At 58.9% G+C, this 13,060-nt stretch carries 12 protein-coding genes and 1 tRNA gene; 3 read left to right on the top strand and 10 right to left on the bottom strand.

Translation table 11 applies throughout. The features are described 5' to 3' along the window. Positions 1-205 precede the first annotated feature (205 nt). Together cra and LAB08_RS03595 are read left to right on the top strand one after the other, a co-directional pair. Positions 206-1,201 (top strand): catabolite repressor/activator, encoded by a 996-nt coding sequence (cra, locus tag LAB08_RS03600; protein WP_096513497.1) that lies wholly within the window; start codon positions 206-208, stop codon positions 1,199-1,201. Between the two features lie 3 nt (positions 1,202-1,204). Continuing rightward, positions 1,205-1,981 carry a TatD family hydrolase gene (locus LAB08_RS03595; RefSeq protein WP_096513498.1) on the top strand — a complete coding sequence of 259 codons (777 nt, stop codon included), beginning with the start codon at positions 1,205-1,207 and terminating at the stop codon, positions 1,979-1,981. Between the two features lie 128 nt (positions 1,982-2,109). On the opposite strand, the gene LAB08_RS03590 is transcribed toward LAB08_RS03595, so the two are convergent. The 4 genes from LAB08_RS03590 to LAB08_RS03575 form a co-directional block, all read right to left on the bottom strand. Further along, entirely contained in the window at positions 2,110-4,140 is a 2,031-nt protein-coding gene (locus LAB08_RS03590; RefSeq protein ID WP_096513499.1) for a methyl-accepting chemotaxis protein, read from the bottom strand. Positions 4,141-4,345: 205 nt separating this feature from the next. Further along, the gene (gene ampE, locus LAB08_RS03585; protein WP_096513500.1) at positions 4,346-5,182 is read right to left on the bottom strand and encodes a regulatory signaling modulator protein AmpE; all 837 of its coding nucleotides are present in this window, start codon (positions 5,180-5,182) and stop codon (positions 4,346-4,348) included. Next, positions 5,179-5,754, bottom strand: a complete 576-nt coding sequence (gene ampD, locus LAB08_RS03580) for a 1,6-anhydro-N-acetylmuramyl-L-alanine amidase AmpD (protein ID WP_096513501.1) — start codon at positions 5,752-5,754, stop codon at positions 5,179-5,181. Before ampD ends, ampE begins: the two co-directional genes overlap by 4 nt. A gap of 64 nt (positions 5,755-5,818) precedes the next feature. Then, positions 5,819-7,096, bottom strand: coding sequence for a DUF1631 family protein (locus LAB08_RS03575; protein WP_096513502.1), 1,278 nt, complete (start codon positions 7,094-7,096; stop codon positions 5,819-5,821). Between the two features lie 240 nt (positions 7,097-7,336). On the opposite strand from LAB08_RS03575, the gene nadC reads away from it, so the two are divergent. Further along, positions 7,337-8,185: a carboxylating nicotinate-nucleotide diphosphorylase gene (gene nadC, locus LAB08_RS03570; RefSeq protein WP_096513503.1), complete on the top strand. Its 849-nt coding sequence runs from the start codon at positions 7,337-7,339 to the stop codon at positions 8,183-8,185. Between the two features lie 51 nt (positions 8,186-8,236). Here the strand turns inward: nadC and LAB08_RS03565 are convergent, their stop codons facing one another. The 6 genes from LAB08_RS03565 to rbfA form a co-directional block, all read right to left on the bottom strand. After that, entirely contained in the window at positions 8,237-8,542 is a 306-nt protein-coding gene (locus LAB08_RS03565) for a DUF6388 family protein (RefSeq protein WP_096513504.1), read from the bottom strand. 134 nt (positions 8,543-8,676) lie between these two features. Further along, a tRNA-Thr gene (locus tag LAB08_RS03560) sits at positions 8,677-8,752 on the bottom strand. A 139-nt stretch (positions 8,753-8,891) separates the two neighbouring features. After that, positions 8,892-10,997, bottom strand: a complete 2,106-nt coding sequence (gene pnp / locus LAB08_RS03555) for a polyribonucleotide nucleotidyltransferase (RefSeq protein WP_096513505.1) — start codon at positions 10,995-10,997, stop codon at positions 8,892-8,894. Positions 10,998-11,204: 207 nt separating this feature from the next. Continuing rightward, positions 11,205-11,474: a 30S ribosomal protein S15 gene (gene rpsO / locus LAB08_RS03550; RefSeq protein ID WP_002555121.1), complete on the bottom strand. Its 270-nt coding sequence runs from the start codon at positions 11,472-11,474 to the stop codon at positions 11,205-11,207. Positions 11,475-11,591: 117 nt separating this feature from the next. After that, positions 11,592-12,509, bottom strand: a complete 918-nt coding sequence (gene truB / locus LAB08_RS03545) for a tRNA pseudouridine(55) synthase TruB (protein WP_096513506.1) — start codon at positions 12,507-12,509, stop codon at positions 11,592-11,594. Positions 12,510-12,512: 3 nt separating this feature from the next. Further along, positions 12,513-12,914, bottom strand: a complete 402-nt coding sequence (gene rbfA / locus LAB08_RS03540) for a 30S ribosome-binding factor RbfA (RefSeq protein ID WP_008149016.1) — start codon at positions 12,912-12,914, stop codon at positions 12,513-12,515. Positions 12,915-13,060: the final 146 nt, after the last annotated feature.

The raw sequence follows: 13,060 nt of genomic DNA, 5'->3' as shown, positions 1-13,060 counted from the left end.
TTTGCGGCAGAACCGGCCAAAGGGACCAATTATCTAGAAAATACGCCTGCTGAAACGTTTAATCTAGCATGATTGGCACGTTACTCGATAATCTCGCCCGCATGAAGTCCAATTGTCGGATGCGTCACGACAATGGTCGACTGCCTGAATCGGTTAGGATTGACGAAAATGTCGGGCATGCTCGCAAAAACAAGGAAATAACGGGTTGAAACTCAGTGATATCGCCCAGTTGGCCGGTGTGTCCGTTACCACCGCCAGCTATGTCATCAATGGCAAGGCCGAACAGCAACGCATCAGCAGTGCCACCGTCGAGCGCGTGCGCGCGGTGGTCGATCAGCATGGCTTCACGCCCAATCCCCAGGCCGCCGGTCTGCGCAGTCGCCACACTCGCACGCTGGGTTTCATTCTGCCGGATCTGGAAAACCCCAGTTACGCGCGAATCGCCAAACTGCTGGAACAGGGCGCACGGGCTCGCGGCTATCAGTTGCTGATCGCCAGTTCCGACGATGCACCGGACAGCGAACGGCAATTGCTGAAACTGTTCCGCGCCCGGCGCTGTGACGCGCTGATCGTCGCCAGTTGCCTGCCGCCCGGCGACGACAGCTATCGCCAGTTGCAGGCCAAAGGCATTCCCATTATTGCCATCGACCGGGTCATGGAGCCGGAACACTTCTGCTCGGTGATCAGTGACGACCGCGAAGCCAGCCTGCACCTGACCCGTAGCCTGCTCGACCCGCTGCCCAAACAGATCGCCTTGATCGGCGCCCGCCCGGAACTGAGCATCAGCCAGGAACGGGCCGCCGGTTTCAAAGAGGCGCTGTCCGGGTACAACGGTGTAGTCCTGATCGAACATGGTGAATCGTTCAGTCGTGAATGTGGCAAACAGTTGATGGAAGAACTGCTCCAGCGTGTAGGGCACTTGCCCGAGGCACTGGTGACCACGTCTTACGTATTACTCCAGGGCGTGTTCGATGCCTTGCATGACTTCCCTTTGAAAACCCGCCCATTGCGCCTCGGCACATTCGGCGATACCCAGCTGCTGGACTTTCTGCCGTTGCCGGTCAATGCCATGGCCCAGCAACATCAGCTGATCGCCGACAAAGCCCTGGCACTGGCCTTGGCCGCCATCGAGCAGTCCGATTACCAACCCGGCGTGCAGGCCATCGCCCGCACCTTCAAGCAGCGCATTCGCCAGGACTGAACCGTGGAGCTGATCGACACCCACACCCATCTGGATTTCCCGGACTTCGACGCCGACCGTCAGGCGTTGCTGGCCGAGAGCCGCGCCCTCGGGGTGCGACAAATGGTGGTGTTGGGGGTTTATCAAGGCAATTGGCAGCGGGTCTGGGATCTGGTGCAAAGCGATCCCGACCTGCATGCCGCGTTCGGCTTGCATCCGGTGTACCTGGACGATCACCGCCCCGAAGACCTGGCGGAACTCGGGGATTGGCTGACCCGGCTCGCCGGTCATCGGCAACTGTGCGCGGTGGGCGAAATCGGCCTCGACTACTTCATCGAAACCCTCGACCGTGAAGGCCAACAAGCGCTGTTCGACGCACAACTGCAACTGGCAGAGGATTTCAATCTGCCGGCGCTGATCCATGTACGGCGCAGCCATGCGGCGGTGATTGCCACGCTCAAACGGTTTCGCCTGAAGCGTGCCGGCATCATTCACGCCTTCGCCGGCAGTCGCGAAGAGGCCCGGGAATACATCAAGCTCGGTTTCAAACTGGGATTGGGCGGTGCCGCCACCTGGCCACAGGCACTGCGCATGCACCGCGTTCTGGCCGAGTTGCCGCTGGAATCGGTGGTACTGGAGACCGACTCACCGGACATGGCGCCCGCCATGTTTGCCGGGCAACGCAACAGCCCGGCGCACTTGCCGGCGATCTGTGAAGCGCTGGCCGGGATCATGGCTGTCACGCCGCAGCAGTTGGCCGCCGCGAGCACAGCCAATGCTTGCGACTTGTTCAACTGGTAATCACCGACAACACAAAACACCTGTGGGAGCGAGCCTGCTCGCGAAGGCGTCACCACATCCAACATCAATGTGACTGACTAACCGCTTTCGCGAGCAGGCTCGCTCCCACTTTTTTACCGCAGTGCCTGTTAAACCCGGAACGCACTGATCAGTTGCTTGAGCTCCACCACCTGCGCCGACAACGCACGGCTGGCATCTTCGGTCCGGTGCGCACCTTCGGCAGTGCGCTCGCCGGCGCGGTTGATCTCGACGATGTTCTGATCGATGTCATGGGCCACGGCGGTTTGCTGCTCCACGGCCGCCGCGATCTGCTGGTTCTGGTCGACGATCATCCCCACCGCGCCGAGGATGTTTTCCAGCGCCAGCTGGACCTTCTCCGACTGACTTACAGTGCCGTTGGCCATCTCATGGCTGACACCCATGGCCTTCACCGCCGCGCCGACTCCACCGTGGAGTTTGGCGATCATCTGCTCGATTTCCTCGGTCGACTGCTGGGTACGCTTGGCCAGCGTCCGGACCTCGTCCGCCACCACCGCGAAACCACGCCCCTGCTCCCCGGCCCGTGCCGCTTCGATCGCGGCATTGAGTGCCAGCAGGTTGGTCTGTTCGGCAATGCTCTTGATCACCTCCAGCACACGGCTGATGGACTGGCTGTCGCTGGCCAGCTGATTGATCACCAGGACCGATTGATCGATCTCGCTGGCCAGCGCGGCAATGCTGCCCTGCTGGGATTGCACCAGCCCGCGGCCGCTGATGGTTTCGTCGTTGACACTGTGGGCACTGTTGACCGCCGCGGCGGCACTTCGCGCGACTTCCAGGGAGGTGGCGGACATCTGGTTCATTGCCGTGGCGACCTGCTCGATCTGCGTGCGCTGCCCGGTCACGGCTTGGTTACTTTGCGCGGAAACGTTCTCCACCTGCCCAGCCTGACGCTCGACCTCGCTGACGGTGTGTCCCACTCGCTCGATCAGGTCATGGATTTTTTTAACGGTGCCGTTGAACACCTCACCCAACTCGCCCAACTCATCACGACTGTTGGCGCTGAACGTGACGGTCATGTCCCCGGCCGCCACTTTATCCATCACCCCGCCAAGGCGTTTGAGCGTGGTGCGGGTTGAGGCATAGAAGCCGCCGTACAGGTAAAAGATCAATACGAACACCACCGACAACGCCACGGCTTGCAAGATCATGTGGGTGCGGTTCTGCTCCAGGCGCTGCTGCAATTGAGCACCAAGAAACTTCAGGGTGGCTTCGTTGAGCTGGTAAGTCTGGTCCATCAGGCCGGAGACCTGACCGTAAAAAGTCTGCCACGGCGCATCCAGCGTGTCGGCCATGACCACTTGCTCTTCGAACAACTCACTGGCTTTTTTCAGCGTCGCCTTGCTGGTGTCGGCCTGCGCGGCCAGGGTTTCTCGTGCGGCTTTGCTGGACGCCAGCGCATCCTGCAACTTCAGGCCATATTCGCCCTGGAGTTTTTCGATCTGCGCCAGCAGTTCATCGAAACGGGTGCTAGACGATGAATTGAGAAAGCCCTGCCCCAACGAGTAAGAGCCCATTGCACGACCTTCGCCCAGTAGCTGGGTGACCGCCGGGGTGACGCTGGTGATGAGTTCGCTCAACTGGCGCATGTCGCTCTGGGTATCGCGACTCAAGCCTGCCTGACTGGCGATGATTTGACTGAAAATCTGCGCATTGCCCAGCAACTTTGCGATCAAGGCACTTTTGCTTTGCAGGGAGGTTTCGGCCTGTTGAGCCTTGAACGCAGCGATCATTTCATCGCGCTTGCCCTCAAAAACCGCGATTTGCTCCGGGTCGGTGGTCATCGCCGTCAGGCCCTGCAAGCGGTTCAGCACGCTTTGTCCCAGGGTGCTGATCTGCGATTCGATGTTACCGGCCTTGCCGGACTGACCGAGGGTGACATTGATCTGCACCAGATTGTTCAGGGTTTCCAGGTCACGCCGTAGCGTCAGGCCGTTGCCCAACAGGTCGAGGCTCTGCAATTCGACCCGGGTGCCCTGGAATTCGCGATAGGAATCGCGCACCAGATAAAAGTTGGTCACCAGCATCGGCACCAGGAACAAAACGCTGATCAGGCTGAACTTCATGCCGAAGCTCAGGCGATTCATCAGCGCGACGGCGGGATAGAGCAAGCTCTTCACTGGAAGTCTCCCTTTGATTTCTTATTTTTATTGGCAGGCGCAGCTCGACAGCAGATAGCCACTATTGGGCGCTGTCTCTATATAGCTCAAATCAAGGGAGGGTTTTGTAACATAAGGTTAACGGCGGACGCAGATCGTCGGACTGATGAACGCCCTGTGGCGAGGGAGCCTGCTTCCTCGCCACAATGGAATATGCTTCAACGGGTTACGGCAACACCGTCCACAATGCAAACCCCGCGTACCAGAGCACTGCCGCCCGCAGCAGCAACTCCCAGATCCGGTCAAGGTTGATGATGCCTTCCGGTCCGACCACCGGTGCCGGGATTTCGGCGGCCACCAGCCCGGCCTTCTCGATCAATTGAGCGGCGCTGATGTTCCAGTTCAGCAGCTCGTGCAACATCACCCGACTGACTGCGACAAAATTGCCGACCAGGGCAAAACTCGCCGCCAGCAAGCGTACCGGTACCCAATCGAAAGCATGACGCAGTTGAGCAGCGCGCTCGACTACCATGGGGTTTTGCCCATGCTCTTCAGCCAGGGCCAGCAGCCGGTAGCTGAGGGCGGCGACCGGCCCCAGCAGGAAGTACCAGAAAATCACCGCGAAAAAACTCTGGTAGGCCTCCCACAACAAATGCCCTTCGACTCGCTCCAGCAGTTGCTCACCGCTGTCGGCGCAGATATCGAGGTCGCGTTTGGCGACAAGGGCCGCGGCTTGCAAGTCCTCCCGGCGCCAGGCATCGCGAAACGGCCCCAGCCCCCCCAGCAGATCGCCCCGCCCCAGGCTGTAAATCACCACCAGCAGGTGCACCGGCAGCGTCAGCAGACCGTAGGCCACCGGGTCCAGCACCAGCAGCAGCAACCCCAATAGCGCGACCGGGAACAATACCAGCACGACCAAAACCAGCCACGGACTTTTCGCCAGGCGCGGGCTGGACTCAAGCTTGTGTAACTCGCGCACCCAACCGCCATCTCGCTGAACCTGATGGCGCAGGGCCGAGAACTTCTCGATCCACACCGCCAGCAGCAACACCAGAAAACTCATTGTCGTTCCTCTTTTTCCCCAGCGGCCTTGGCCAGGGCCGCACGATAGCGTGTCCAGTCGAATGCCGGCCCCGGATCGGTCTTGCGTCCCGGCGCAATGTCACTGTGCCCGCAGATACGCTGCGGAGTAATGGCCGTGAAAACGCTTTGCAGCTGTCGGGTCAGGGCAATCAATGCATCGTACTGGGCATCGGTGAACGGTAGATCATCCGTGCCCTCAAGCTCGATGCCCACGGAAAAATCGTTACAGGTTTCCCGACCCTCGAAACTCGACACCCCGGCGTGCCAGGCGCGCTCAAGACAAGAGACAAACTGGGTGACGGTGCCGTCACGCTCGATCAAAAAGTGCGCAGACACCCGCAGGTCGGCTATCCCTTCAAAGTAAGGGTGCTCAGTGACATCCAGGCGATTCTGGAAAAACTCCTGCACCTTGCCGGTGGCGAATTGCGCCGGCGGCAGGCTGATGTTGTGAATCACCAGCAGGGAAATTTCGCCCGTGGGGCGCGCATTGAAGTTGGGTGAGGGACACAAACGTACGTCCTGACACCAACCGCTCGCGGGGTCCAACTGCATACCGATTCCTTCAACGACGACTGTGTTGGTGCCCAGTATGCCGCGATAGCCCCTCCAGACGCGATCACTTGCCGCGATTGAGGCGGAACGGGCCATCGTCAGCGCACGGCAAAACGACTTCTTCCAGCACTTCGACCATCGCCGGGTTTGCATGGGTGCTTTGCGGGTCAGGCTCAAACAACTGAAGGTGCAAACCTTCCAGTTCGGTGAAAAATTCGCTGGCGGTAAACGGATCGAATGCCGAGCCACGCAATCCCTCGCGCAACCCTTTGAGCAAGTCCGGTACCAGCACCAACAAGCGTGAGCGTGCGCCAGGCTCCTCATGGCGCTGGACGCTCCAGATCAACTGTTCCATCGTCTGCACAGCGACATGCCATTGCGTCGACTGATCGCCATGTTTGAGAAAGGCCAGCAGCAACACTTTGCTCCAGGCCTCGTGAACGAACACCACCACGCTTCGCGGCAAGACCTTGCCGATCAGTGCCTGGTTTAACGCCCATTCGACACGACGGCGGGCCATTGCGGTTTGGGCACGCCTTTCCTCGACATCATGTGTCCGTTGTTCCAACCATTCACTACGACGACGTTCAAGCGAGTCAGGCTCGATCAGGTCACTGGCGAGCCTATCCACTATCCGGCATGCCCGAGCGGGCTGGAGACCGTTCAGTACACCGGTGGCGATCAGCAGCTGGTTGGCTTGTGCGTATAGCTGATCGGTCCCGCTCAGCACATAGCGGTCAAACAGCTTGAGAAGGATCACCTTGACCTTGATCTCCACTCCCAGGTTACGCCAGGCCTGTAAGAAAAACGCGCAGAGCAGGGTCGGCCCCATGGGATTGTGCTGCTCCATCAGCGACCTGCCCAGCAGGGTACTGAGACGGGCAGTGAGCTGGTCGAGTGCCAGGCCGTCGCGATCCAACACTTTATTGACCATCGCCTCCACCGCTACATCACGTTCCCATTCGTCACTGAGCAACGGGATGCCCGCCCCGGCGGACGATGCCTGAGGCAATACCCTGTGCGTGGCGCTGTATTGAGTGAGGCTAATGAACGCTTCGAAGAATTGTTCGAAAAAGAACCGCTCGATGCTTTTGCGCTTCAGACGCAGGTCCCGCATCGCCTGGAAGAAAACATTCTGCTCGACGTCATTGCGAGCCCGGTCAGCCATTTCGAAGAGGGTGTCATCGGCATTGTCGAAGAGTTCCTGCAAACCTTGCCGCAGTTGTTGCACAGCCTTGTCGCGAACCTGAAGCAGAATCATGGGCAGGCGGGCGAGCGACGAGCGAGTCGCATGATCGGTAGTCGCCTTGCGCAAAGGCACTACATTCCCGTCGTTGTACATCCGGCCTCCTGAAACGGCGATTCCTCGACTTGTCAAAGTCATGACGTCAATTGCAAGGCGAATTATCTTGCAAAGGCCCCTCTTGTGCCAGAAGACTCTGAACCCGCGTTCGCACAGGCGCCGGCTGGCTCGCGGGAATCGACCAAATGCAGGCTACAGGATGCCAGGAACATCGCGGATGCCTTGGGTTGCCTCCCGCCATGGCCCTATAATCGAGCCACTTTGTTTGTGGAGCCCGTTATGCCGAATCTACGTCTCGCCGATTTGACCGCCGAAATCGAAGCCAACGTGCGCCGTGCGTTGCTCGAAGACGTCGGCAGTGGCGACATCACTGCGCAATTGATCCCGACCGAACGCCTGGCCAAAGCCACCATCATTACCCGCGACGCCGCCGTCATCTGCGGTACGGCCTGGGTGGATACCGTGTTTCGGCAACTGGACCCGCGAGTAGCGGTGCACTGGCAGGTTGCCGATGGGGAACGGGTCAAGCCCAATCAAGTGCTGTTCCACCTCGAAGGTCCCGCTCGCTCGCTGCTGACCGGTGAACGCAGTGCACTGAACTTCCTGCAACTGTTGTCCGGCGTGGCCACTCGCGCGCAGTACCTGGCAGACTTCGTGGCCCAGACTCAGGTGAAATTGCTCGATACCCGCAAGACCCTGCCAGGGCTGCGCCTGGCGCAAAAGTACGCGGTGACCTGTGGCGGCTGCCACAACCACCGCATCGGCCTGTATGACGCCTTCCTGATCAAGGAAAACCATATCGCCGCTTGCGGAGGGATCTCCCAGGCTATCGCGGCTGCACACAAAATCGCACCGGGCAAACCGGTGGAGATCGAAGTGGAAAGCCTGGCCGAGCTCAAAGAGGCCTTGGCGGCCGGCGCCGATATCATCATGCTCGACGAATTGAGCCTGGATGATATGCGCGAAGCCGTACGCCTGAACGGCGGCAAGGCAAAACTGGAGGCCAGTGGCGGGATCAACGAAAGTACGTTGCTGCCGATCGCCGAAACCGGTGTGGATTACATTTCGATTGGTGCGATGACCAAGGACGTGAAAGCTGTCGACTTGTCGATGCGCTTGAGTCTCTGAGATCCGCGCGCAATAAAAAACGCCAGCCTCGATAAGGCTGGCGTTTTTGCATCAGACCACCAGATTGTTCATCTCGCAGTACTCTTCCCACTCGACGCCCAACACCTCGGCCGCTTCCTTGTGCAGCTTCAGGCGCTCGGCCTCGTATTCTTCCGGGCTCGAGGTGTACTTGAGCGTCAGTTCCCACGGCTGCAAGCCCTGGGCTTCTGCTTCATCCTCAAACGCCCACTGGATCTGGTCCTTCTGATCATCGGCTGGCAAGTCCTTGATCTCGTCCATCAATTCAGGCGCGTCCAGCACATACTTCCTGAGGGCTTCTTCGTGTCTGGCTTCTTGAGTCAATTCTTTAACGGTCATGGCGTTCTCGCTGATCTGGGGAATGGAAGATGGATCTGGATCATCAAGGATCTCTCTGACGCAAAAAAACCGATTGAAGCCCGGCTTTTCTGGCCTTCAGAACCATTCGGGATCATCTGAAAACAGAGTGTCGCTGGTGCCCGAGACAGGAATCGAACCTGCGACCTTCGCGTTACGAGTGCGCTGCTCTACCGACTGAGCTACACGGGCAGTGGGCTAAACCTAGCATCGCCAAGCCCTACCGGCAACTTCGTCCACCGTTTCGTTTTTCCGCAGGCAAAAAAAGGCCCCGCAGTTTTCACTGCAGGGCCTTTTTTACAACGTTGGAACAGTCAGGCTTGAGGGCAGATTAAACGCCCGAAGCCTTGGCTGCGGCTACGTCTTTGATGGACAGCTTGATACGGCCGCGGTTGTCCACGTCCAGTACCAGCACTTCCACTTCCTGGCCTTCTTTCAGGATGTCGGTCACTTTCTCAACGCGAGCGTCGCTCAGCATCGAGATGTGAACCAGACCGTCCTTGCCAGGCAGGATGTTAACGAATGCGCCGAAGTCGACGATGCGCTCAACCTTACCGACGTAGATCTTGCCGATCTCGGCCTCGGCGGTGATGCCCAGAACGCGCTGACGTGCAGCTTCAGCCGCTTCCTTGGTTTCGCCGAAGATCTTGATCGAACCGTCGTCTTCGATGTCGATCGAAGCCTTGGTTTCTTCGCAGATCGCACGAATGGTCGCGCCGCCTTTACCGATGACATCACGGATTTTGTCGGTGTCGATTTTCATCGCGATCATGGTCGGTGCGTTGGCCGACAGTTCGGTACGCGACTGGCCAATGATCTGGTTCATCTGACCGAGGATGTTCAGGCGCGCTTCCAGGGCTTGGCCCAGAGCGATTTCCATGATTTCTTCGGTGATGCCCTTGATCTTGATGTCCATCTGCAGCGCGGTCACACCCTTGGCGGTACCGGCTACCTTGAAGTCCATGTCGCCCAGGTGGTCTTCGTCGCCCAGGATGTCGGTCAGGACGGCGAATTTCTCGCCTTCTTTAACCAGGCCCATGGCGATACCGGCAACCGGTGCCTTCATTGGCACACCAGCGTCCATCAGCGCCAGGGAAGCACCGCAAACGGAAGCCATGGAGCTCGAACCGTTGGATTCGGTGATTTCCGATACAACGCGAATGGTGTACGGGAACACGTCAGCGGCTGGCAGCATGGCCTGAACCGAACGACGGGCCAGACGGCCGTGACCGATTTCGCGGCGACCAGCGCCACCCATGCGACCACACTCGCCCACCGAGAACGGAGGGAAGTTGTAGTGCAGCATGAACGGGTCTTTTTTCTCGCCTTCCAGGGTGTCCAGCAGCTGTGCGTCACGGGCGGTGCCGAGAGTCGCGACTACCAGAGCCTGGGTTTCACCACGGGTGAACAGTGCCGAACCGTGGGTCTTCGGCAGAACGCCGACTTCGATGTTCAGCGGACGTACGGTGCGGGTGTCGCGACCGTCGATACGTGGCTTGCCGTTAACGATGTTTTCGCGAACGGTGCGGTATTCGATTTCGCCGAAAGCCGCTTTGACGTCAGCAGCAGAAGGCTGGCCTTCTTCACCGGACAGCTTGGCAACGACCTGATCCTTCAACTCGCCCAGGCGAGCGTAACGGTCGGCCTTGACGGTGATGGTGTAGGCCTGGGAGATCGCTTCGCCGAACTCGGAGCGGATAGCGCCCAGCAGTTCGGTGGCTTCGGCTTGCGGAGCCCAAGTCCAGGTTGGTTTGGCAGCTTCGGCGGCCAGCTCTTTGACGGCCTGGATAACAGCCTGGAACTCGTCGTGAGCGAACAGTACGGCGCCCAGCATCTGGTCTTCGGTCAGCTCTTTGGCTTCCGATTCAACCATCAAAACGGCTTCCGAAGTACCGGCAACGACCATGTCCAGGCTCGAAGCAGCCAGTTGCTCATAAGTCGGGTTCAGCAGGTAGCCGGTGCTTTCGTGGAAGGCAACGCGGGCAGCGCCGATCGGACCATCGAAAGGAATGCCGGAGATGGCCAGGGCAGCCGAGGTACCGATCATCGCAGCGATGTCCGGATCGGTCTTCTTGCTGGTGGAAACGACGGTGCAGACAACCTGCACTTCGTTCATGAAGCCTTCAGGGAACAGCGGACGGATCGGACGGTCGATCAGTCGGGAAGTCAGGGTTTCTTTCTCGGAAGGACGGCCTTCACGCTTGAAGAAACCGCCAGGGATCTTACCGGCAGCGTAAGTCTTTTCCTGGTAGTGAACAGACAGAGGGAAGAAACCCTTGCCCGGATCGGCTTGTTTGGCACCGACTACGGTCACCAATACGCTGACGTCGTCGTCAACGGTGACCAATACTGCGCCGGAGGCCTGACGGGCGATACGGCCAGTCTCGAGGGTAACGGTCGACTGACCGAACTGGAATTTTTTGATTACCGGGTTCACGGTGTCCTACCTTCTTTTGTGGCTCTTGGGGAAACGGGTTTCTTGCGAAATTCTTGGGCAATGCCGGGAATCGGCCCGGTCGGTTTGTCCAGGTGTCACTCAGGTAAAGCAGAAAGCCAGATAAAACTTGAGGCTGGGAGCCTGCCATGCGCCGGCGGGAAACCCGCTGACGCACGACAGACAACCAACCTCTAGCGCAATCGCTTATTAGCGACGCAGACCCAGGCGACCGATCAGAGCGCTGTAACGGCTCACGTCTTTGCCTTTCAGGTAGTCCAGCAGCTTACGACGCTGGTTAACCATGCGGATCAGACCACGACGGGAGTGGTGATCTTTACCGTTGGCCTTGAAGTGACCTTGCAGTTTGTTGATGTTGGCGGTCAGCAGTGCAACTTGCACTTCTGGCGAACCAGTATCACCAACAGCTTGCTGGTAGTCGGTAACGATTTGAGCTTTTTCTTCAACGCTGAGAGCCATGAGGCAATCCTTTTATCAGGAAACTGTTTCAAAGAAACAGCTTCAACAGGCCAGGGACAAATCCCCGTATCTAAAAATGAGTAGTGACCGTGCCTGTTAACAGCCACCCTCGTTCGGTCATTCTGACCGAATCAGTCGACGTGGCGCGATACGCCCGTCTTCGCTCACTTCACCGATACCGATGAAGCGACCATTGTGATCCTGTACCCGTACCATGCCGAACTTCGGTGCATCCGGGGCGCGTACCGGCTGGCCGTTGAGCCAGTAGAACGCGCTCGCTTCCGAGAACTGCAGCAGCGGCCAATCCAGCAGGCCGCTGTCCGATGGCATCAGGAAGCGATCGACCGCTTCATTGCCACCTTCGGCATGTACCGCTTCCAGCTCTTCCAGGGTGACGGTCTGCGCCAGCGTGAAAGGCCCGGCCTGGGTACGTCGCAGTTCCGCGACATAAGCGCCACAACCGAGTTGCTCACCAATATCCTCCACCAGCGTGCGGATATAGGTGCCTTTGCTGCAATCCACCGCAAGCCGCGCAGTATCACCTTCGAAGGCCAGCAATTCCAAGCGCGTAATAGTAACAGAACGCGGTTCGCGCTCCACTACTTCGCCTGCGCGAGCCAACTTGTACAGCGGCTGGCCATCACGCTTGAGGGCAGAGTACATCGGCGGTATCTGATTGATTTGCCCACGAAAATTCGGCAGTACAGCCTCGATATCGGCGCGACCAACGGTCACCGGGCGCTCCTGCAAAACTTCGCCCTCGGCATCCGCCGTGGTGGTGGTTTTGCCCAGTTGAGCCAGGGTTTCGTAACCCTTGTCGGAATCGAGCAGGTATTGCGAAAACTTGGTGGCTTCACCGAAGCACAACGGCAACACACCGGTGGCCAGCGGATCGAGACTGCCGGTATGTCCAGCCTTCTCGGCGTTCAGCAGCCAGCGGACCTTTTGCAGGGCCGCGTTGGAGGTGAACCCAAGCGGCTTGTCGAGCAGGATGATACCGCTGACGTTACGACGGATACGTTTGACCTGAGCCACCGATTACTCCTTGGTGTCTTCGGCTTCTGCCGCAACCGGATGCTGATTGTCTTCCGCTACTGCGCGCTCGATCAGTGCCGACAGATGCGCACCGCGCACGACGCTTTCGTCGTAGTGGAAGTGCAACTGCGGGACGCTACGCAGCTTCATCTCGCGAGCCAACTGCATGCGCAGGAAGCCGGCGGCGGAATTGAGCACCTTGATGCTTTGCGCGATATCTTCGGCGTTGTCCTGCCCCATCACGGTAATGAAAATCTTGGCGTGACCGACGTCACGGCTGACTTCCACTGCGGTAATGGTGACCAGGCCGACGCGCGGGTCTTTGACTTCACGACGGATCAGCTGTGCCAGCTCACGCTGCATCTGATCGCCGATACGTTGGGTACGGCTGTATTCTTTTGCCATGTCTTGTTACCTGTTACTGCCCCACGGTGAAACCCGAAGGGTCTGAAAGCGGCAAACGCCCGGCCTGACAAAAGCCAGACCGGGCGTTGCGTTTAGAGTCCTGACGCTGTGCCGCGCATCTGCATGCAGCGGCTCATCGTGGCCCT

Source organism: Pseudomonas izuensis, from assembly GCF_002356535.2.
Taxonomy (GTDB): domain Bacteria; phylum Pseudomonadota; class Gammaproteobacteria; order Pseudomonadales; family Pseudomonadaceae; genus Aquipseudomonas; species Aquipseudomonas izuensis.
The sequence above is the reverse complement of the archived record's forward strand: the minus strand, read 5'-3'. Positions and strand labels throughout refer to the sequence as shown.

What these genes read in the sequence shown, in the direction of transcription:
- ampE (WP_096513500.1), bottom strand. Translation starts at nt 5,182, where the DNA reads ATGAGTTTTCTGGTGTTGCTGCTGGCGGTGTGGATCGAGAAGTTCTCG.
- ampD (WP_096513501.1), bottom strand. Translation starts at nt 5,754, where the DNA reads ATGCAGTTGGACCCCGCGAGCGGTTGGTGTCAGGACGTACGTTTGTGT.
- LAB08_RS03575 (WP_096513502.1), bottom strand. Translation starts at nt 7,096, where the DNA reads ATGTACAACGACGGGAATGTAGTGCCTTTGCGCAAGGCGACTACCGAT.
- nadC (WP_096513503.1), top strand. Translation starts at nt 7,337, where the DNA reads ATGCCGAATCTACGTCTCGCCGATTTGACCGCCGAAATCGAAGCCAAC.
- LAB08_RS03565 (WP_096513504.1), bottom strand. Translation starts at nt 8,542, where the DNA reads ATGACCGTTAAAGAATTGACTCAAGAAGCCAGACACGAAGAAGCCCTC.
- rpsO (WP_002555121.1), bottom strand. Translation starts at nt 11,474, where the DNA reads ATGGCTCTCAGCGTTGAAGAAAAAGCTCAAATCGTTACCGACTACCAG.
- rbfA (WP_008149016.1), bottom strand. Translation starts at nt 12,914, where the DNA reads ATGGCAAAAGAATACAGCCGTACCCAACGTATCGGCGATCAGATGCAG.